This is a genomic window from Pseudomonas sp. FA-1, from assembly GCF_056856075.1.
The window spans coordinates 248,912-268,833 of the sequence record NZ_JBWXTH010000001.1; the positions used below are offsets into that span (position 1 = coordinate 248,912).

The window sequence follows — 19,922 nt, forward strand, 5'->3', positions numbered from 1 at the left end:
GTTCCAGATCACCTCGGCCCTCATCGCGGGACGAGCCCGATATCCTACCCGCCCAGAGGTTGCAGATCGGCGTCACGCACCATCCGTTCCAACCCTGCCAGGTCCGGGACCCTGGCCACCTGCTCGCCCACCTGCACCGCGGCCAGCTCCAGGCTGGCCAGCGGCACATCCACATAATTGAGCTGGCTGTCGAGCTTGCATGATCGCGGAATGTCCTGCAGCAGCAGCGCCAGGTAGCGAAGCCCGGTATCGCCCAGGGCGTTGAGCACCACGACACGAGCCCGATCACCGCAAAGGGTTTCGCCACCACAGGCCGCCTCGAAACCGATCAGCGGCAGCCGCTGCTGGCGCCAGTCGATCCAGCCCAGGTGCCAGGCCGGCTCATGGGCCTCGCAGGCGAACGCGCGCTGGCCGATCAGTTCGGCCACGGCGACATTGGGCAGCACCAGGGTCCGGTCGCTCATGGGCAGCAGCAAGCCGGTCAGGCTGCTGCGCTGGCCGGCGATATGTTCAAGCATGGGTCTGGCTCCAGTGGGCGATGCTCGCGAGCAGTACCGACTCCTGGTACGGCTTGCCCAGGTAGTCGTTGACACCGATGGCCATCGCCCGGTCGCGATGTTTCTGGCCTGTACGCGAAGTGATCATGATGATCGGCAGGTCCTTGAGCCGCGCGTCGCGCCGGATACGGGTGGCCACCTCGAAACCGTCCATGCGCGGCATTTCGATATCCAGCAGCAGCACGTCCGGGCGATGTTCCTCGAGCAGGGTCATGGCATCCACCCCGTCCTTGGCCGTGAGCACGTTCATGCCATGGCGCTCGAGCAGGCGGCTGGTGACCTTGCGCACGGTCACCGAGTCGTCCACCACCATCACCAGCAGACGCCGGCGTGGCGCCGGCCCGAGCAACGGCCGCTGGTCGCCATAGCCACCCGGCAGGCGCGCCAGGCGTCGCTGCTGGCCACGCAACTGGCCGAGCAGGTCGAGGATCAGCACCACCCGGCCATCGCCCAGCAAGGTCGCGCCGGACAGCCCCGGCACCGCCGCGAACTGCGGCCCCAGGCTCTTGACCACGATCTCACGGCTGGGCGACAGGCTGTCTACCTGGATGGCGAAGGATTGCTCCTGGGAGTGCACCAGCAACACCGGCAGCGGCACGCTCTGGCCCAGCAGGCTGGGACGAGGCCTGCCCCCTTGCAGCACTTCGCCAAGGTACCGCAGGTGGTATTCGTGCCCGGCATAGACATAGCGCGGCGCACTCAACTGGTAACAGGCCTCGAGCTCCGCGGGCGGCACGCGTACGATGCCCTCGATGGTGTTGAGCGGTATCGCGTATTGTTCATCATCCAGGTGCACCATCAGCGCCCGGTTCATGGAGACGGTGAACGGCAGGCGAATCAGGAAGCGTGCGCCCTTGCCCGGGCTCGACTCGATGCTCATGGAGCCGCCCAGCTGCTTGACCTCTTCATGGACCACGTCCATGCCAAGCCCGCGGCCGGAAATCTGGGTGATCTTCTCAGCGGTGGAAAACCCGGGGCGCAGGATGAACTGCAGGATCTCGTGGTCGCTCAGGTAGGCCTGTGGGTCCAGCAGGCCACGCTTGATCGCCTTGGCGCGCACTGCCTGCAAAGGCACACCGGCTCCGTCGTCGCTCATCTCGATGACGATGTCGGCCCCCTCATGAAGCAGGTTCAGGTGGATGGTGCCCTGCTCCGGCTTGCCGGCCGCCAGGCGCACTTCCCGGGTTTCCAGGCCATGGTCAACCGCGTTGCGCAGCATGTGCTCGAGCGGCGCCACCATGCGTTCGAGCACGCTGCGGTCCAACTCCCCCTCGGCATTGCCGACCACCAGTTCCACCTGCTTGCCCAGCTCGCTGGCCACCTGCCGCACCACACGCTGCAGGCGCGGCACCAGGCGCTCGAAGGGCACCATCAAAGTGGCCGTCAGGCCCTCCTGCAACTGGCTGTTCACCCGCGCCTGCTGCTGCAGCAGGCTGTAGGCGTCCTGGGCACGCTGGGCCAGGGTCTCCTTGAGATCGAGCAGATCGGAGGCCGACTCGAACAGCGCCCGCGACAACTGCTGCAACTGGGAATGGCGGTCCATTTCCAGGGGGTCGAAGTCGTCATAGGCATCGCCTTCGGCCTGGTAACGGCTGGACATCCGCCCCTGGGTCTCGATATCCAGGCGCAGCAACTGGTCGCGCATGCGCTCCAGGGTGGTTTCCATTTCGTTGAGGGCGAACTGGGCATCGTTGACTTGCTGCTCGATGCGGCCCCGGATGATCGAATGCTCGCTGGCCAGGTTGCCCAGGTCGTCCAGCAGCTCGGCATCCACCTTGACCATGTCGCCTGCGGCCCGCTCCGGGGTGACCGCTGGTGCTTCGGCGGCAGGCACCTCGGCCTGTGCCTGGCCCGCGGCGCTGTCGGTCAACGCCGCGCTGCTGAAGTTGCGGATATAGTCGATCAACGCCGTAGCGGCGTGCAGCGGTTGGCCTAGGCGCACCGCGTCAAGCATATGGGCGAGGCGGTCATGGCAGTTCTGCAGCAGGGCGAACAGCGCCGGGCTCGGTGGCAGTCGGCCAGCGGCGAGCAGTTCGTAGAGGAATTCCAACTCATGGGCCAGGTCGCCGATCGCCGCGACCTCGACCATCCGCGCCCCACCCTTGAGGGTGTGCAGGTCGCGTAGCAAGTTCTCGACCTCGATGCTGTTGCGCGGGTCGGCCTGCCAGCGGGCCAAGGAGGCCGCGGCGCTTTCGACGATATCCGAGCTTTCTTCCAGGAAGACTTCACGCAGTTCGCTGTCGCCCGGGCTCTGGGCCTCGCCTGCCGCAGGCTCGACAACCGGAGCGGTCGGGAAGGGCAAAGGCGTCACCGTGTCGAGGCCGACCTTGCCCATCGCGTCAGGCGCCAGGGCATCGTCTAACAGGCCACGCAGGGCCGCCACGCATTCCAGCCGCGCCTCGACCTGCTGCCCGGCGGCGATCTCATCGAACATGTCGAGCAAGGCTTCGTGAGCCTGCTGGGCCAGGCCGAAGAAGCGCCCATTGGCGGCCAGGCTGCCCTCCTCCACGGCGCCGTACAGATCGAGCAGCGCTTCACAGATTTCATCCACCTGCCACAGCTCGGCCAGGTGGGCCGCCTGCCCGAGGGCCGTCAGGTCATCGAGCAGGGTTTCCAGCTCCTGGCGCTCGCCCGGGTGCTCCTGCCAGCGCGACAGCAGCGATTCGGCATCGAGCAAGATGTCCATGCCCTGCGCCAGGAAGGCGGCGATACGCTGCGGGTCGCGCCCGGAACGTTGGGCCGGGTGCGGGTGCTGCTCAAGAAATGCCAGGCGCGCATCCACCGCCTGGCCGACCTGCTCGATCAGCGCCGCGGCGTCCGGGATGGGCGCCAAGGGCGTGCTGTCGAGCTGGGCGAGGCCCAGGTGGAACAAAGCCCGGGCTGCCTCCAGCCATTCGAGCTCGGCTACCTGCAACGCCAGCCCGTGCCCTTTGTATTCCCGAACCAGACGATCGAACGCCGTGGCCAGCTCGGCTATCGGCATGACACCCGCCATGGCCGCGCTGCCCTTGAGGGTATGCAGCGCGCGCTGCAGGCTGTCGCTGACGGGCGAGCCCTCGCCGTCCGCACCGCGCAGGTAGGTTTCCAGGCTGCCCAGGTGGCCCTGGGCCTCGTTGCGGAAGATTTCCAGCAATTGAGGGTCCAGCCCATGGGCCGCCGCCACTGGTGGATTATGGATGGCCAGCTGATGCAGATGGCTGGACAAGGCCTCGGCCTCGGCCAGCGGCGTCGGGTGACCCACCGCGAAATCGGCCAGCAGGTCCGGCAAACGCACCAATACCTGCTGCAAGGCCACCACCCCCTCCGCCGCCAGGGTGATGCGCCCCTCCAATACCCGGTTGAGCAGGTGCTCGGCGCCCCAGGCCAGCTCCGCCAGGGCCTCGGCATGCACCATTCGCCCACTGCCCTTGAGGGTGTGCAGCGCCCGGCGCACCTCTACCAGCGCATCGCGCAAGGTGTTGTCGGCACGCCAGCGCAACCAGTGGCGTTCGATCTCCGGCAGCAGCTCGCCGGCTTCCTCGAGGAAAACGTCGCGCAGCTCGTCATCGATCGCCTCGGGCTCGAGGCAGGCCTGGGGCTGCTGGCACACCACGCCGATCGCCGCCAGGCTGGCACGGGCCATGTCGAGGAAGGGCTGGGCATCGGCCAGGGGGTCGGCTACGCGCCATTGCAGATACATTTCGCCGGCACTCAGCGCTTCGGCCAGGTGCGCAAGCTCCTCGGCGGGTGGTTCCTGTTCCAGGTGGGCAAGCCAGCCCTGCATGTAACCGGCGCAACCACCGAACACCTCGGCCATCTCCGGCAGCATGAGCATGGACAAGGCACCGCGCACCTGGTGCAACAGGCCTGGCAGCGGCTGCAGGCGCTCGCGTGGCCAGCCGGACTCCAGGCAATCGCCGATCAGGTCCTTGGCCTGCTGCAACACCGCCAGCGCCTCGTTCAACACCAGCTGGCGGATCTCGATCACGTCGGCGCCCGGCAGGTTGCCCTGGCCGCTTTCATCCAAGGGTCCGACCATGCCGTTGAGGGTCGCCTCCACGTACAACAAGGCGCCGGCGATATCCATCAGCACCGCGTCGTCCACGGCCCGCTCGCCCTGGGCCAGGGCCTGCAAGGCCAGCACCTGGTCGATGATCACCCGGCGCGGTTGCTGGAAGGCCAGTACCGCCAAGGTATCGGCGACCTGGCGCAGCGGCGCCAGCAGGGCCTCCAGCTGCTCGCGCTGCTGGCGATCGCCACGCACGAACAGGTCCAACCGCTCCTTGATCCGGACCAGGTCGTCGCACAGCGCCATCACCACCGAACGCAACGCGTCGCGGCCTTGCCCTGCCTGCAACTGTTCGCGCCAATTGCCCAGGGACAGGTCCAGGTCCGCCAGGTCGGCAGCCCCTGCCAGGCGCTGCGCCGCATGGCCGACCAGGCTGCCCTGGGGCAACGGCTCGACACCTCGGCACCCGCGCAACTGGTTCAGCAACGGCACCACCACCAACGGCAGGTCGTGACGTGCCCCGCGCAAGCGCTCCAGGTACGGGGGCAACTGCTCGAGCCCCCGGAACAGCGCGCCGAGGCAATCGCCCCGGGGGCTGACCTGGCCATCGGCCATGGCCCGGCCGAGCAGCTCCAGTTCCTCGGCCAGGTGAGTCGCACCGCGCAGCTCAAGCATGCGCAGGCAGCCGTGCACCTGGTGCAGATTGTCGATGAAGAAGGCCAGCATCGCCGGGTCTTCCGGCTCGCTGGCGAAACGCTCCAGGGCCTGGCGGGCCTGACCCAGGCAGTCGAGGATGGCTGCCTTGGCCCAGGCCAGGGCAACGGTGTCGTGGCGCTCGGGGCTCACGGTCGTGGGCACCATGGCTCGCTCCTCAACGTGGTTCGGCGGGGGCCGGCAGGGTGAAGCCGGAGACCGAGCGGCGCATCTCGCTGGCCATGCGCGCCAGGTGGCGGATGCTGTCGGCGGTGGCGCCGGAGCCGGCGGAGGTCTGCGCGGTGATCTGCTGGATCACCGCCATGGTGTGGGAAATCTGCCCAGCCGAGGATGTTTGCAGTTGGGCGGCGTCCGAGATGCTGTGGATAAGGTCGGCCAGCGTCTGCGACACGCCCTCGATCTCGGCCAGGGCGACGCCGGCGTCCTGGGCCAGGCGCGCGCCTCGCACCACTTCGGCGGTGGTCTGTTCCATGGAGATCACCGCCTCGTTGGTATCGGCCTGGATGGTGCGCACTAGCGCCTCGATCTGCCGGGTGGCCGACGACGAACGCTCGGCCAGGCGCTGCACCTCGTCGGCGACCACGGCGAAACCACGCCCGGCCTCGCCGGCAAGGGAGGCCTGGATCGCCGCATTGAGGGCGAGGATGTTGGTCTGGTCGGCGATGTCGTCGATCAGGCTGACGATGTCGCCGATCTCCTGGGAAGACTCGCCCAGGCGCTTGATCCGCTTGGCGGTGTCCTGGATCTGCTCACGGATGTTGTCCATGCCGTGGATGGTGTTGTGCACCACCTCGTTGCCCTTGTTGGCGATGGCCACCGAGCGCTCGGCTACCTTCGCCGATTCGTAGGCGTGGGCCGATACCCGGTCGATCGACTCGACCATGTCACCTACCGCCAGGGACGCCTCGCTGATCTGTTCGGCCTGGTGCTCGGAGGCCTTGGCCAACTGGCGGGCGGTGTTCTGGGTGTCCTGCACGGCCGCGGCGACCTGCTCGGCACTGTGGTTGATGGTCGCCACCAGGTCGCGCAACTGGTCGACCGAATAGTTGATCGAGTCGGCGATGGCCCCGGTGAAGTCCTCGGTGACCGACACGGTGACGGTCAGGTCGCCGTCGGCCAGCTCTTCGATCTCGTCGAGCAGGCGCATGATCGCCTGTTGGTTGCGTTCGTTCTTCTCGGCGGTCTCGCGCAGCTGGCGGTGGGTGGCGCGTACCATCACCAGGCCGATGAGGATGATCGAGGCCAGGGCCACCAGCCCCAACAGGTAGCCGCCGATGGTGGCCAGGGTGCGACCACTGGCCAGGTTCTCGAAACCGTTGGCCAGGTGCGAGGCTTCGTCGAGCAGGGTCTGCGACAGGCTGAAGATGTTGCCGGCCGCCTCGCGCACACGCAGCAGCTCCGGCGAGGTCTCGAGGATTTCGTCCACGGAGCCTGCGACGAACTGGAACAGCTCGGCGATTTCGGCCAGCCGCGCGCGGGCGTCGGCGTCCTCGACCTTGGTCACCTGGATCGCTGGGTTGCCGCCGAGCATGCCCTCGAGCACCTGGCCGAAACGGCTGGCATCGCGCCCGAAGGCGTCCGCCGCCTGGGCCGAGGTGTCGTCGCCCGCCAGCACCGTGTTGACCGAGCCGAGGATGCGCTCGGCCAGCAGCAGCTGGCGCTGGGCCACAGCCACCTGGCTGGCCGGCGCCCCGCTCTGCAGGAGGATCTCCACGACCTTTTCATACTCGACCTGCAACTGCGGCACGGTCTCGGCCAGGGTCGCTGCCACCTGGTGCAGTGACAGCACGGTCTGCTCGCTGGCAAGGATCGTGTCGGTGTTCTTGCGCAGGTTTTCCCAGTCCTGGCGCACGGCGTCCATTTCGTCGCGCACGGCCATGGGCGCCGGCGGCAGCCCAGTGGCCTGATCACCCTCGCGCAGGTAGCGCCAGCGCCGCTCGAAGTCGTTGCGCGCATCGGACAGCAACTTGAAGGCCAGCGCCTTGCCGGCCGCCGCCTCGGTGGCGTTCTTGGCGATGCGCTGGGAAAGCACGCGCAACTCGCCGGCATGGCCGATGTACTGCTTGTCGTAGTTGGCCTGGGTGTTGAGGTAGGCGAAGTTGGCGAACAGCAGGATGATCGACAGGATCAGCAGCAGGAACAGCACGGTGATCTGCGCGATGCTGCGCCGACGCGGGCTCACGACAGCCGGGGCAACGGGTGTGGCGGGTTTGTTCACGGTCGATGGGTCCTCTACAACGCCACGTCGAGAAAGCCCGGCGCCTGGGCCAAGGCGAACGGGCTGAAGATCGCCCAGTTGCGTTCACGGGAGAAATGGCCCTGGACGAAGGGCGCGGCAGCGCGCAGCAGCGGCTGCGGCGGGGACAACTCCAGGCTGCTCAGGGCGAAGTGCTGCAGGCCCAGGACTTCATCCACCAACAGGCCTGCGAACAGCGCTTCATGGTCCAGCACCAGCACCCGCCGCTGCTTGCCCGCCAATGCCGGGCCAAGGCCGAAGAACGCGCTCAGGTCCATGACCGGCAACAGCCGGCCACGCAGGTTGGCCACCCCGCAGACCCAGGGCTGGACACCAGGCACCCGGCTGCTGCGCGGCTCATGCAATACTTCGGCGACCTCGCCCATGGGCGCCACGAACCACTGCCGGGCAACGCGAAAGCCGATACCGCTCCACTGTTGCTGGCGCGTGTCCTGGGGCGGTTGGTCGGCCACCAGCAGACGACAGCGCCGGTCGATGTCCAGCAGCAGTTCGAAGGCGGTCAGCGACGCGCCCTGCGGACGGGTGGTCAAGCCCCGATGACCTCTTTGAGCTTGTCGATCAGCGCCGCTTCCTCCACCGGCTTGGTCAGGAAGTCCCGCGCGCCCTGGCGCGTGGCCCAGACCCGGTCGGTTTCCTGGTCCTTGGTGGTCACCACGATCACCGGAATGGCGCGGGTCTCGGGATCCTTGCTCAACTGCCGGGTGGCCTGGAAACCGTTCATGCCGGGCATGACGATGTCCATCAACACCGCGTCGGGCTTTTCCTGGCGGGCCAAGGCCACGCCATCGGCGCCATTGTCTGCCTTGAGCACCTGGTGGCCATGCTTCTCCAGCCAGGCGGTCAGCTTGTACATCTCTGTCGGCGAGTCGTCGACGATCAAAACTCGGGCCATGCTGTTTCCCCATGAAGGAAAGAAGACACCGCCATGGCGGGCGGGGTCAGGGTGCGTGTTGGGCCTGCGCGGCGAACCCGGGCACATGGGCCCTGATCGCTTCGAGCAGTTCTTCCTTGCTGAACGGTTTGGTCAGGAACTGGTCGGAGCCGACCACCCGGCCACGGGCCTTGTCGAACAGGCCGTCGCGTGAGGACAGCAGGATGACCGGGGTGTCCTTGAAGGCGCTGTTCTGCTTGATCACTGCGCAGGTCTGGTAGCCGTCCAGGCGCGGCATCAGCACATCGACGAAGATGATCCGGGGCTTGTGGTCGACGATCTTGGCCAGGGCATCGAAGCCGTCGCTGGCGGTGATCACCTCGCAGCCTGCTTCGCCGAGCAACATCTGGGCGGTGCGGCGGATCGTGCGGGAATCGTCGATCACCATCACCTTCAGGGGTTGTTCCATAAGTTGGGCTACCATCGCGGCTCTGGCTGACATCCGGGGCCGCTTCGCGCCCCATCGCGGGGCAGGCCCGCTCCTACACGGCCCTGCGACAACAGAGCCCCGAGCCCGGCACAGACCCTGTGGGAGCGGGCTTGCCCCGCGATGGACTGCGCAGCAGTCCCAAGCGACATCATGCTTGGCTCCTGTGAACGGCATCAAGCACTATGCCTGGCATTTTTAGCACAGTCCGCAGGGGCATTCCATCCGCCGCCCCCTTGACCATCGGCGTTCCCGGCGCCACCCTGAGCCACTTTTCATCGAACCATCGCGGCAATCGCCGCCAATGAGGAATTACCCATGAGCGTTCGCCTCGGGATTGTCATGGACCCCATCGCGTCCATCTCCTACAAGAAGGACAGCTCGCTGGCCATGCTGCTGGCGGCCCAGGCCCGTGGCTGGACCCTGTTCTACATGGAGCAGCGCGACCTCTACCTGGGTGCGGGCCAGGCCCGCGCGCAGATGCGCCCGTTGAAGGTGTTCGCCGATCCGGCCCGCTGGTTCGAGCTGGGCGAAGAGCAGGACAGTGCCCTGGCCGACCTGGACGTGATCCTGATGCGCAAGGATCCGCCCTTCGACATGGAGTTCGTCTACAGCACCTACCTGCTGGAGCAGGCCGAGCGCGAGGGCGTGCTGGTGGTCAACCGGCCGCAGAGCCTGCGCGACTGCAACGAGAAGCTGTTCGCCACCCAGTTTCCGCAGTGCATGGCGCCGACCCTGGTCAGCCGCCGCGTGGACATCCTGCGCGAGTTCGCCAACAGCCGCGGCGACGTGATCCTCAAGCCGCTGGACGGCATGGGCGGCGCCTCGGTGTTCCGCCACCGCAAGGACGACCCGAACCTGTCGGTGATCCTCGAGACCCTGACCCAGCACGGCACCCAGCAAATCATGGCCCAGGAGTACCTGCCGCAGATCGTCGACGGCGACAAGCGCATCCTGATGATCGACGGCGAGCCGGTCGACTACTGCCTGGCACGCATCCCGGCCAGCGGCGAAACCCGCGGCAACCTGGCCGCCGGGGGGCGTGGCGAGGCCCGCCCGTTGACCGAGCGCGACCGCTGGATCGCTGCCCAGGTCGGCCCGACCCTGCGTGAAAAAGGCTTGCTGTTCGTCGGCCTGGACGTGATCGGCGACTACCTCACCGAGATCAACGTCACCAGCCCCACCTGCATCCGCGAGATCGACGCGGCCTACAACACCGATATCGGCGGGCAACTGATGGATGCCATTGATCGCCAGCTCAAGGCGCGCTGACCGCCGACGCGGAGCAATTTCGCGCAGTGGGGTATGATGCCAGTCCTTTTCGACTGAGCCGCCACCCCGCTTTGCGGTTGCTGGATACCTGATGACGCTGCCTGCCGACATCCCCGCCGACCTGCTGCCTCCCCGCGTCCGCCCTGCGGACCGGCTCGGCTTCACCCTGTTCCTGGCTGCCCTGGTGCACCTGGCGCTGATCCTGGGCGTGAGCTTCACCATCACCAAGCCCAGCGAAATCCGCCGCACCATGGAAATCACCCTGGCGACCTTCAAGAGCGAGAAACCGCCCGAGAAGGCCGACTTCCAGGCCCAGGACAACCAGCAGGGCAGCGGCACCCTGGAGAAGAAGGCGGTGCCCAAGACCACCGAGGTCGCGCCGTTCCAGGACAGCAAGATCAACAAGGTCACCCCGCCCCCGGCCGCCAAGCGGGAGAGCCCGCCGGCCCCGCAGAAGTCCGCCGTGGCCACCAAGGCCCCCAAGCCGCAGAAGGTCGAGCCCAAGCCCAAGGAAAGCAAGCCCCAGCCCAAGCCCCAGGCAGTGCCGGACTTCGACAGCTCGCAATTGTCCAGCCAGATCGCCAGCCTCGAGGCGGAGCTTTCCAACGAACAGCAGCTGTACGCCAAGCGCCCGCGCATCCACCGCCTCAACGCCGCTTCGACCATGCGCGACAAGGGCGCCTGGTACAAGGAAGAGTGGCGCAAGAAGGTCGAGCGGGTCGGCAACCTCAACTACCCCGAGCAGGCACGTCGCCAGCAGATCTACGGCAGCCTGCGGATGATGGTGTCGATCAACCGCGACGGTTCGCTGTACGAGGTGCTGGTGCTGGAGTCCTCCGGCCAGCCGGTGCTCGACCAGGCAGCCCAGCGCATCGTCCGCCTGTCGGCACCGTTCGCACCGTTCACCGGCGACCTGGCCGAGTTCGACCGGCTGGAGATCATCCGCACCTGGCGCTTTGCCCGCGGTGACCGCCTGTCCAGTAATTGAATGATGGTTGATCCGTAGGGCTTGAATGTGCGGTGGCGCACGCGTCATCAGGCGCCCCGAAACCACCGACCTGCACAACGCCCAGCAACACACTGGCACCTTGTCAGCCTCGCCACCTGACGCCACACTATCACCCATGAAAACCCTCAGCCCGAGCTACCTCAAGCACCAGTTCCTCATCGCCATGCCGCACATGGCCGACCCGAACTTTGCCCAGACTCTCACCTATATCGTCGAGCACAACGCCAATGGCGCCATGGGCCTGGTGGTCAATCGGCCTCAGGAGCTGAACCTGGCGGACATCCTGGAGCAGCTGCGCCCGGACGAAGAGCCGCCGGCCAGTACCCTGCAGGTGCCGATCTACCAGGGTGGCCCGGTGCAGACCGATCGCGGTTTCGTATTGCACACAAGCGAATGCAGCTACCAGGCTACCGTCGAGCTGCAGGGCCTGTCGCTTTCCACCTCCCAGGACGTGCTGTTCGCCATCGCCGATGGCGTAGGGCCGAAACAGAGCCTGATCACCCTGGGCTACGCCGGCTGGGAGGCAGGCCAGCTGGAAGCCGAGCTTGCCGACAACGCCTGGCTCAACTGCCCGTTCGACCCCGAGATCATCTTCGGCCTGGCCAGCGACCAACGCCTGGAGGCAGCCGCCGCGAGCCTGGGCATCAACCTCAGCCTGCTGACCAGCCAGGCGGGCCACGCCTGATGGCCGAATTGCGCCTGCTGCTGGGCTTCGACTACGGCAGCAAACAGATCGGTGTGGCCGTCGGCCAGGTGATTACCGGCCAGGCCCGCGAGCTGTGCACGCTCAAGGCCCAGAACGGCGTGCCGGACTGGGCCCAGGTGGAAAGACTCATCAAGGAATGGAAGCCCGATGCCATCGTCGTCGGCCTGCCACTGAACATGGACGGTACGCCCAGCGAGATGAGCGAGCGCGCCGAGAAGTTCGCCCGGCGCCTGCATGGCCGCTATAACCTGCCCGTGCACACCCACGACGAACGCCTGACCACCTTCGAAGCCAAGGGCGAGCAGATGGCCCGCGGCATGCGCCACGGCAGCTACCGCGACAACCCGGTCGATGCCATCGCCGCCGCCCTGCTCCTGCAAGGCTGGCTGGAGGCCAACACTTAAATCCGCTTTGCCGCCGGCCCACCCGGCGCCCCCTCCCGAGGAGCACGCAATGAGCCTACCCAACCCCGCCGACCTGATCCGGCAGATGGCCGTCGACCTTCGCGCCCACCTGGCCCGCCGTGCCATCACCGAGCCACGCTTCATCGGCATCCGCACCGGCGGTGTGTGGGTAGCCCAGGCCTTGCAGCAGGCGCTGGGCGACAGCAGCGCACTGGGCACCCTGGACGTCTCCTTCTACCGCGACGACTTCAGCCAGAACGGCCTGCATCCGCAGGTGCGCCCTTCGGAACTGCCCTTCGAGGTCGAAGGCCAGCACCTGGTACTGGTGGACGACGTGCTGATGAGCGGGCGCACCATCCGCGCCGCACTCAACGAACTGTTCGACTATGGCCGCCCGGCCAGCGTCACCCTGGTCTGCCTGCTGGACCTCGACGCCGGCGAACTGCCGATCCGCCCCAACGTGCTCGGTGCCACCTTGCAACTGGCGCCCACTGAACGGGTAAAATTGACCGGACCCGCACCGCTCGCCCTCGAGCGCCAGGACCTCGCCACCGCTTCCGCCCTTTAAGAGTCCCCCGCGATGACGCCATTCGACGCCAAGCGCCCGCTGCAGCTCAATGACCAGGGCCAGCTGCGCCACTTTCTCTCGCTCGACGGTTTGCCCCGCGAACTGCTGACCGAGATCCTCGACACCGCCGACTCCTTCCTGGAAGTCGGTGCCCGGGCCGTGAAAAAAGTCCCGTTGCTGCGCGGCAAGACCGTGTGCAACGTGTTCTTCGAGAACTCGACCCGCACCCGCACCACCTTCGAACTGGCCGCCCAGCGCCTGTCGGCCGATGTGATCAGCCTGAACGTGTCGACCTCCTCGACCAGCAAGGGCGAGACCCTGTTCGACACCCTGCGCAACCTGGAGGCCATGGCCGCCGACATGTTCGTCGTGCGCCATTCCGACTCCGGCGCCGCGCACTTCATCGCCGAGCACGTCTGCCCGGACGTGGCGGTGATCAACGGCGGCGACGGCCGCCATGCGCACCCGACCCAGGGCATGCTCGACATGCTGACCATCCGTCGCCACAAGGGCAGCTTCGAGAACCTCTCGGTGGCCATCGTCGGTGACATCCTGCACTCGCGCGTGGCCCGCTCCGACATGCTCGCGCTCAAGGCGCTGGGCTGCCCGGATATCCGCGTGGTCGGCCCGAAGACCTTGATTCCCGTGGGTATCGAGCAGTATGGCGTGAAGGTCTATACCGACCTGGCCCAAGGCCTGAAGGACGTCGACGTGGTGATCATGCTGCGCCTGCAACGTGAGCGCATGGCCGGCGGCCTGCTGCCCAGCGAAGGCGAATTCTACCGCCTGTTCGGCCTGACCACCGCACGCCTGGCCGGGGCCAAGCCCGACGCCATCGTCATGCACCCGGGGCCGATCAACCGCGGCGTGGAGATCGAGTCGGCAGTGGCCGACGGCGCCCATTCGGTGATTCTCAACCAGGTCACCTACGGCATCGCCGTGCGCATGGCGGTGCTGTCCATGGCCATGAGCGGCCAGGCCGCGCAACGTCAACTCGACCAGGAGAACGCCCTGTGAGCATCAGTATTCTTGGCGCCCGGGTCATCGACCCCAGCAGCGGCCTGGACCAAATCACCGACCTGCACCTGGACGGCGGTCGCATCGTCGCCATCGGCGCCGCACCGGCAGGCTTCAGCGCCAGCCGCACCCTGCAGGCCGACGGCCTGGTCGCAGCACCCGGTCTGGTGGACCTCGACGTCGCCCTGCGCGAGCCGGGCTACAGCCGCAAGGGCACCATCGCCAGCGAGACCCGCGCCGCAGTGGCCGGCGGTGTCACCAGCCTGTGCTGCCCACCCCAGACCCGACCGATTCTCGACACCTCGGCCGTGGCCGAGCTGATCCTCGATCGCGCCCGCGAAGCCGGCAACAGCAAGGTCTACCCGGTCGGTGCGCTGACCAAGGGCCTGGAAGGCGAGCAACTGGCCGAGCTGGTCGCCCTGCGTGACACCGGCTGCGTTGCGTTCGGCAATGGCCTGAAGGACATTCCCAACAACCGCACCCTGGTCCGCGCCCTGGAATACGCCGCCACCTTCGACCTGACGGTGGTGTTCCACTCCCAGGACGGCGACCTGGCCCAAGGCGGCCTGGCCCATGAAGGTGCCATGGCCAGTTTCCTCGGCCTGGCGGGCATCCCGGAAACCGCGGAAACCGTGGCACTGGCGCGCAACCTGCTGCTGGTCGAACAGACCGGCGTACGTGCCCACTTCACTCAGATCACCAGCGCCCGTGGCGCGCGGCTGATCGCCCAGGCCCAGCAGCTGGGCCTACCGGTCACCGCCGACGTGGCGCTGTACCAGCTGATCCTCACGGACGAAGCCCTGCGCGACTTCTCCAGCCTCTACCACGTACAGCCTCCGCTGCGCACCGCCGCCGACCGCGATGGCCTGCGCGAAGCGGTGAAGGCCGGGGTGATCCAGGCGATCTCCAGCCATCACCAGCCCCATGAGCGCGACGCCAAACTGGCCCCGTTCGGCGCCACCGAGCCTGGCATCAGCAGCGTCGAGCTGCTGCTGCCGCTGGCCATGACCCTGGTGCAGGACGGCCTGCTCGACCTGCCGACCCTGCTGGCCCGCCTGACCTGCGGCCCGGCCAAGGCCATGCGCCTGCCGGCGGGCGAGCTGAAGGTCGGTGCGGCGGCGGACCTGGTGCTGTTCGACCCACAGGCCTCCACGGTCGCTGGCGAGCAATGGTATTCGCGTGGCGAGAACTGCCCGTTCATTGGCCATTGCCTGCCAGGCGCGGTGCGTTATACCTTGGTCGACGGGCACGTTTGCCACGAGGCCTGAGCGGCGACTTTGTAGGAGCGGCCTTGTGCCGCGAAAGGGCCGTAAGGCGGCCCCGGCAATGCATGCATCAGGCAAAGATCCCGGGGCTGCTACGCAGCCCTTTCGCGGCACGAGGCCGCTCCTACACAGGTGGTGCATCACCTGAAATCCATCGCAACCGTTCATCCCCCACGGTTGAAATCCTTCCCCCCACCCCCATATGAGTCTGCAACAGGCATTTTCGCCCCGCTGCGTGGAGACTCTCCCCTTGACTACCATCGTTTCAGTCCGCCGCCACGGCAAAGTCGTCATGGGCGGCGACGGCCAGGTTTCCCTCGGCAACACCGTGATGAAAGGCAATGCGAAGAAAGTCCGCCGCTTGTACCACGGTCAGGTCATTGCCGGCTTCGCCGGTGCCACTGCCGACGCCTTCACCCTCTTCGAGCGCTTCGAAGGCCAGCTGGAAAAACACCAGGGCCACCTGGTCCGCGCCGCCGTAGAGCTGGCCAAGGAATGGCGTACCGACCGTTCCCTGAGCCGCCTGGAAGCCATGCTCGCCGTGGCCAACAAGGACGCCTCGCTGATCATTACCGGCAACGGTGACGTGGTCGAGCCCGAAGACGGGCTGATCGCCATGGGCTCCGGCGGCGCCTACGCCCAGGCCGCGGCCCGTGCCCTGCTGAACAAGACCGACCTCTCGGCCCGCGAAATCGCCGAGACCGCCCTGAACATCGCCGGCGATATCTGCGTGTTCACCAACCACAACCTGACCATCGAGGAGCAGGACCTGGCCGAATAATCAGTTGTTCTGGCGTCCCGCCGTGAGCGGGGCTTTTCCACGCTGATTCATTCCGCCCGAGGACCATTTTCATCATGTCCATGACCCCCCGCGAGATCGTCCACGAACTCAACCGCCACATCATCGGCCAGGACGACGCCAAGCGCGCCGTGGCCATTGCCCTGCGCAACCGCTGGCGGCGCATGCAACTGCCGGCCGAGCTACGCGCCGAAGTCACGCCCAAGAACATCCTGATGATCGGCCCCACCGGCGTGGGCAAGACCGAAATCGCCCGCCGCCTGGCCAAGCTGGCCAACGCGCCGTTCATCAAGGTCGAAGCGACCAAGTTCACCGAAGTCGGCTATGTCGGCCGTGATGTCGAGTCGATCATCCGCGACCTGGCCGATGCTGCACTGAAGATGCTGCGCGAGCAGGAAATCATCCGCGTGCGCCACCGCGCCGAAGACGCCGCCGAAGATCGTATCCTCGACGCCCTGCTGCCCCAGGCCCGGGTCAGCAGCTTCTCTGAGGAAGCGTCGCAATCGAGCACCGACTCCAACACCCGCCAGCTGTTCCGCAAGCGCCTGCGCGAAGGCCAGCTGGACGACAAGGAAATCGAGATCGAAGTGGCCGAGTCCATGGGCGTCGAGATCGCCGCGCCGCCCGGCATGGAAGAGATGACCAACCAGCTGCAGAGCCTGTTCGCCAACATGGGCAAGGGCAAGCGCAAGGCGCGCAAGCTCAAGGTCAAGGAAGCGCTGAAGATGGTCCGCGACGAGGAAGCCAGCCGCCTGGTCAACGAGGAAGAACTCAAGGCCAAGGCCCTGGAAGCGGTCGAGCAGCACGGCATCGTGTTCATCGACGAGATCGACAAGGTGGCCAAGCGCGGCAACGTCGGCGGTGCCGATGTGTCCCGTGAAGGCGTGCAGCGCGACCTGCTGCCGCTGATCGAGGGTTGCACTGTCAACACCAAGCTGGGCATGGTCAAGACCGACCACATCCTGTTCATCGCCTCCGGCGCGTTCCACCTGAGCAAGCCGAGCGACCTGGTGCCCGAGCTGCAGGGCCGCCTGCCGATCCGCGTCGAGCTCAAGGCCCTGACCCCGGAAGACTTCGAGCGCATCCTGCAGGAGCCGCATGCTTCGCTGACCGAACAGTACCGTGAGCTGCTCAAGACCGAAGGCCTGAACATCGAATTCGCCGCCGAGGGCATCAAGCGCCTGGCCGAGATCGCCTACCAGGTCAACGAGAAGACCGAGAACATCGGTGCCCGTCGCCTGCACACCCTGCTCGAGCGCCTGCTCGAAGAGGTATCGTTCAGTGCCGGCGACCTGGCCAGTGCCCACGACGAAGCGCCGATCAAGATCGACGCCGCGTACGTGAACAGCCACCTGGGCGAACTGGCGCAGAACGAAGACCTGTCGCGCTACATCCTGTAAGCCCGCACGGGGCCGCTGCGCGGCCCTTTCGCGGCGCAAGGCCGCTCCTACCTGGGCACACGCATTGCTGTAGGAGCGGCCTTGTGCCGCGAAAGGGCTGCGCAGCAGCCCCCTTGCACATTGGCCGGATTCTTCCGAAGCTTGCAGCATCAGCTCACAAGAGAACCAGCCCATGGCCCGCCTCCCCACCGCCATCAACCTGCACAAAGCCTCCAAGACCCTCACCCTCACCTACGGGCCGAACGAGGTCTACCATCTGCCCGCCGAGTTCCTGCGGGTGCACTCCCCTTCCGCCGAAGTCCAGGGCCACGGCAACCCTATCCTGCAATTCGGCAAGATCAACGTCGGCCTCGTCGGCCTCGAGCCTGCCGGCCAGTACGCACTGAAACTGACCTTCGACGACGGCCATGACAGCGGCCTGTTCACCTGGGAATACCTCGAGCAGCTGTGCCTGCGCCAAGAGGCACTGTGGGCCGAGTATCTCGATGACCTGCACAAGGCCGGCAAGTCCCGCGACCCGTCGGAGGCCGTGGTCAAGCTGATGCTCTAGCGCGAGGCCTGCAGGTTTTAGAGCGCATTTTCTAAAGTCATCTGCTTGAATGCCCCTGCACCTGCCAATCACAGGCTGTCTTGCGCATTACATGAAAGTCGGGTAACCAATGGAGCTGGCAAGTTCCCTGCATCGTTCATCGCGCGATCAGGGCCGGGCCGGCATGTAGAGGTCGCGAGCGAAAGCAGGCTGTCTTCAACCGCAGGAAAACCCGCCGCTCGTCGCCACACACATACGGTCCGCAACCGCTGTTTCTTATCACTTGGTCACCCGAGCAGCAGTACCGGGCAGTCGTCTGTGTACCCGCCACAGCCAACCGGTACTCGTCTCAGGACAACGGAGCGTCGTAGATGAGTAAGAACAACGATGAGTTGCAGCGGCAGGCCTCGGCAAACACCCTGGGCCTGAACCCGGTCATCGGCATTCGCCGCAAGGACCTGCTGAGTTCGGCGCGCACCGTATTGCGCCAGGCGGTTCGCCAGCCATTGCACAGCGCCAAGCACGTGGCGCATTTCGGCCTGGAGCTCAAGAACGTGCTGCTGGGCAAGTCCAACCTGCAGCCCGGCAGCGACGACCGCCGCTTCAGCGACCCCGCCTGGAGCCACAACCCGCTGTACCGCCGCTACCTGCAGACCTACCTGGCCTGGCGCAAGGAGCTGCAGGAGTGGATCGGCAACAGCGACCTGTCGCCCCAGGACGTCAGCCGCGGGCAGTTCGTCATCAACCTGATGACCGAGGCGATGGCGCCCACCAATACCCTGGCCAACCCGGCAGCGGTCAAGCGCTTCTTCGAAACCGGCGGCAAGAGCCTGCTCGACGGCCTGTCCAACCTGGCCAAGGACATGGTCAACAACGGCGGCATGCCGAGCCAGGTGAACATGGATGCCTTCGAGGTGGGCAAGAACCTGGCCACCAGCGAAGGGGTGGTGGTGTATCGCAACGATGTGCTGGAATTGATCCAGTACAGCCCCATCACCGAGCAGGTGCATGCCCGCCCGCTGCTGATCGTGCCGCCGCAGATCAACAAGTTCTACGTCTTCGACCTCAGCCCGGAGAAGAGCCTGGCACGCTTCTGCCTGCGCTCCAGCCAGCAGACCTTCATCATCAGTTGGCGCAACCCGACCAAGGCCCAGCGCGAATGGGGCCTGTCGACCTATATCGACGCGCTCAAGGAAGCGGTGGACGCCGTGCTGGCGATCACCGGCAGCACGGACCTGAACATGCTGGGCGCCTGCTCCGGAGGCATCACCTGCACCGCCCTGGTCGGCCATTACGCCGCATTGGGCGAGAACAAGGTCAATGCCCTGACCCTGCTGGTCAGCGTGCTCGATACCACCCTGGACAACCAGGTCGCGCTGTTCGTCGACGAACAGACCCTCGAGGCCGCCAAGCGCCACTCCTATCAGGCCGGTGTGCTCGAGGGCAGCGACATGGCCAAGGTGTTCGCCTGGATGCGCCCCAACGACCTGATCTGGAACTACTGGGTCAACAACTACCTGCTCGGCAACGAGCCGCCGGTGTTCGACATCCTCTTCTGGAACAACGACACCACGCGCCTGCCGGCCGCTTTCCACGGCGACCTGATCGAGATGTTCAAGAACAACCCCCTGACCCGCGCCGATGCCCTGGAAGTGTGCGGCACGTCAATCGACCTGAAGAAGGTCCAGTGCGATATCTACAGCGTCGCCGGCACCGCCGACCACATCACGCCGTGGCAATCCTGCTATCGCTCGGCCCACCTGTTCGGCGGCAAGATCGAGTTCGTGCTGTCCAACAGCGGGCATATCCAGAGCATCCTCAACCCGCCCGGCAACCCCAAGGCACGCTTCATGACCGGCGAGGACCGCCCGGACGACCCGGTGGCCTGGCAGGACAACGCGGTCAAGCATGCTGACTCCTGGTGGCTGCACTGGCAAGCCTGGCTGGGCGAGCGCGCGGGCGACCTGAAGAAAGCCCCCGCACGCCTGGGTAATCGCACCTATAGCGCTGGCGAGTCAGCACCGGGCACTTATGTGCACGAACGATAGGCCACCGCAATCATGGCCATTTGATACGATG

Annotated in this window: 17 protein-coding genes; 11 read left to right on the forward strand and 6 right to left on the reverse strand. The window is 66.4% G+C overall.

What is annotated here, in order from left to right; all coding sequences use genetic code 11:
- Positions 1–44: 44 nt before the first annotated feature.
- The 6 genes from AC1MHZ_RS01130 to AC1MHZ_RS01155 are packed head-to-tail and all read right to left on the reverse strand — an operon-like array spanning position 45 to position 8,856.
- On the reverse strand, positions 45–518 hold the full coding sequence (locus tag AC1MHZ_RS01130) for a chemotaxis protein CheW (protein WP_084854022.1): 474 nt from the start codon (positions 516–518) through the stop codon (positions 45–47).
- On the reverse strand, positions 511–5,406 hold the full coding sequence (locus AC1MHZ_RS01135; protein WP_482965938.1) for an Hpt domain-containing protein: 4,896 nt from the start codon (positions 5,404–5,406) through the stop codon (positions 511–513). Before AC1MHZ_RS01135 ends, AC1MHZ_RS01130 begins: the two co-directional genes overlap by 8 nt.
- Positions 5,407–5,416: 10 nt before the next feature.
- The gene (locus AC1MHZ_RS01140) at positions 5,417–7,441 is read right to left on the reverse strand and encodes a methyl-accepting chemotaxis protein (RefSeq protein ID WP_253249299.1); all 2,025 of its coding nucleotides are present in this window, start codon (positions 7,439–7,441) and stop codon (positions 5,417–5,419) included.
- 50 nt (positions 7,442–7,491) lie between these two features.
- Positions 7,492–8,046 carry a chemotaxis protein CheW gene (locus AC1MHZ_RS01145; RefSeq protein ID WP_084854019.1) on the reverse strand — a complete coding sequence of 185 codons (555 nt, stop codon included), beginning with the start codon at positions 8,044–8,046 and terminating at the stop codon, positions 7,492–7,494.
- Positions 8,043–8,408, reverse strand: a complete 366-nt coding sequence (pilH, locus tag AC1MHZ_RS01150; RefSeq protein ID WP_084854018.1) for a twitching motility response regulator PilH — start codon at positions 8,406–8,408, stop codon at positions 8,043–8,045. The genes AC1MHZ_RS01145 and pilH overlap by 4 nt, the downstream gene beginning before the upstream one ends.
- A 46-nt stretch (positions 8,409–8,454) precedes the next feature.
- The gene (locus tag AC1MHZ_RS01155; RefSeq protein WP_482965939.1) at positions 8,455–8,856 is read right to left on the reverse strand and encodes a response regulator; all 402 of its coding nucleotides are present in this window, start codon (positions 8,854–8,856) and stop codon (positions 8,455–8,457) included.
- Positions 8,857–9,192: 336 nt separating this feature from the next.
- Between AC1MHZ_RS01155 and gshB the strand changes: the two genes are divergently transcribed.
- The 11 genes from gshB to phaC all read left to right on the forward strand — a co-directional run bounded on the left by gshB (position 9,193) and on the right by phaC (position 19,891).
- Complete coding sequence (gshB, locus tag AC1MHZ_RS01160; protein ID WP_084854014.1) at positions 9,193–10,146, forward strand: glutathione synthase; 954 nt, start codon at positions 9,193–9,195, stop codon at positions 10,144–10,146.
- A gap of 91 nt (positions 10,147–10,237) precedes the next feature.
- Complete coding sequence (locus AC1MHZ_RS01165) at positions 10,238–11,134, forward strand: energy transducer TonB (protein ID WP_084854012.1); 897 nt, start codon at positions 10,238–10,240, stop codon at positions 11,132–11,134.
- 136 nt (positions 11,135–11,270) lie between these two features.
- Positions 11,271–11,840 carry a YqgE/AlgH family protein gene (locus AC1MHZ_RS01170; protein WP_084854298.1) on the forward strand — a complete coding sequence of 190 codons (570 nt, stop codon included), beginning with the start codon at positions 11,271–11,273 and terminating at the stop codon, positions 11,838–11,840.
- A complete protein-coding gene (ruvX, locus tag AC1MHZ_RS01175) occupies positions 11,840–12,265 on the forward strand; it encodes a Holliday junction resolvase RuvX (RefSeq protein ID WP_084854011.1) in 426 nt (141 codons plus the stop codon). Before AC1MHZ_RS01170 ends, ruvX begins: the two co-directional genes overlap by 1 nt.
- 49 nt (positions 12,266–12,314) lie before the next feature.
- Positions 12,315–12,833, forward strand: coding sequence for a bifunctional pyr operon transcriptional regulator/uracil phosphoribosyltransferase PyrR (gene pyrR, locus AC1MHZ_RS01180; RefSeq protein WP_084854009.1), 519 nt, complete (start codon positions 12,315–12,317; stop codon positions 12,831–12,833).
- Positions 12,834–12,845: 12 nt separating this feature from the next.
- A complete protein-coding gene (locus AC1MHZ_RS01185; RefSeq protein ID WP_224457169.1) occupies positions 12,846–13,850 on the forward strand; it encodes an aspartate carbamoyltransferase catalytic subunit in 1,005 nt (334 codons plus the stop codon).
- A complete protein-coding gene (locus AC1MHZ_RS01190; RefSeq protein WP_084854006.1) occupies positions 13,847–15,118 on the forward strand; it encodes a dihydroorotase in 1,272 nt (423 codons plus the stop codon). Before AC1MHZ_RS01185 ends, AC1MHZ_RS01190 begins: the two co-directional genes overlap by 4 nt.
- Positions 15,119–15,365: 247 nt before the next feature.
- Complete coding sequence (gene hslV / locus AC1MHZ_RS01195; RefSeq protein WP_084854004.1) at positions 15,366–15,896, forward strand: ATP-dependent protease subunit HslV; 531 nt, start codon at positions 15,366–15,368, stop codon at positions 15,894–15,896.
- Between the two features lie 74 nt (positions 15,897–15,970).
- A complete protein-coding gene (hslU, locus tag AC1MHZ_RS01200) occupies positions 15,971–17,314 on the forward strand; it encodes an ATP-dependent protease ATPase subunit HslU (RefSeq protein ID WP_084854003.1) in 1,344 nt (447 codons plus the stop codon).
- Positions 17,315–17,486: 172 nt separating this feature from the next.
- Positions 17,487–17,864, forward strand: a complete 378-nt coding sequence (locus AC1MHZ_RS01205) for a gamma-butyrobetaine hydroxylase family protein (RefSeq protein ID WP_084854001.1) — start codon at positions 17,487–17,489, stop codon at positions 17,862–17,864.
- Between the two features lie 350 nt (positions 17,865–18,214).
- Positions 18,215–19,891, forward strand: coding sequence for a class II poly(R)-hydroxyalkanoic acid synthase (gene phaC, locus AC1MHZ_RS01210; protein ID WP_084853999.1), 1,677 nt, complete (start codon positions 18,215–18,217; stop codon positions 19,889–19,891).
- Positions 19,892–19,922 lie beyond the last annotated feature (31 nt).

Bases quoted from the DNA above. Each gene is read 5' to 3' on its own strand.
- AC1MHZ_RS01130 (WP_084854022.1), bottom strand. From the start codon at position 518: ATGCTTGAACATATCGCCGGCCAGCGCAGCAGCCTGACCGGCTTGCTG.
- AC1MHZ_RS01135 (WP_482965938.1), bottom strand. From the start codon at position 5,406: ATGGTGCCCACGACCGTGAGCCCCGAGCGCCACGACACCGTTGCCCTG.
- pilH (WP_084854018.1), bottom strand. From the start codon at position 8,408: ATGGCCCGAGTTTTGATCGTCGACGACTCGCCGACAGAGATGTACAAG.
- AC1MHZ_RS01155 (WP_482965939.1), bottom strand. From the start codon at position 8,856: ATGGAACAACCCCTGAAGGTGATGGTGATCGACGATTCCCGCACGATC.
- gshB (WP_084854014.1), top strand. From the start codon at position 9,193: ATGAGCGTTCGCCTCGGGATTGTCATGGACCCCATCGCGTCCATCTCC.
- AC1MHZ_RS01165 (WP_084854012.1), top strand. From the start codon at position 10,238: ATGACGCTGCCTGCCGACATCCCCGCCGACCTGCTGCCTCCCCGCGTC.
- AC1MHZ_RS01170 (WP_084854298.1), top strand. From the start codon at position 11,271: ATGAAAACCCTCAGCCCGAGCTACCTCAAGCACCAGTTCCTCATCGCC.
- ruvX (WP_084854011.1), top strand. From the start codon at position 11,840: ATGGCCGAATTGCGCCTGCTGCTGGGCTTCGACTACGGCAGCAAACAG.
- pyrR (WP_084854009.1), top strand. From the start codon at position 12,315: ATGAGCCTACCCAACCCCGCCGACCTGATCCGGCAGATGGCCGTCGAC.
- AC1MHZ_RS01185 (WP_224457169.1), top strand. From the start codon at position 12,846: ATGACGCCATTCGACGCCAAGCGCCCGCTGCAGCTCAATGACCAGGGC.
- hslU (WP_084854003.1), top strand. From the start codon at position 15,971: ATGTCCATGACCCCCCGCGAGATCGTCCACGAACTCAACCGCCACATC.
- AC1MHZ_RS01205 (WP_084854001.1), top strand. From the start codon at position 17,487: ATGGCCCGCCTCCCCACCGCCATCAACCTGCACAAAGCCTCCAAGACC.
- phaC (WP_084853999.1), top strand. From the start codon at position 18,215: ATGAGTAAGAACAACGATGAGTTGCAGCGGCAGGCCTCGGCAAACACC.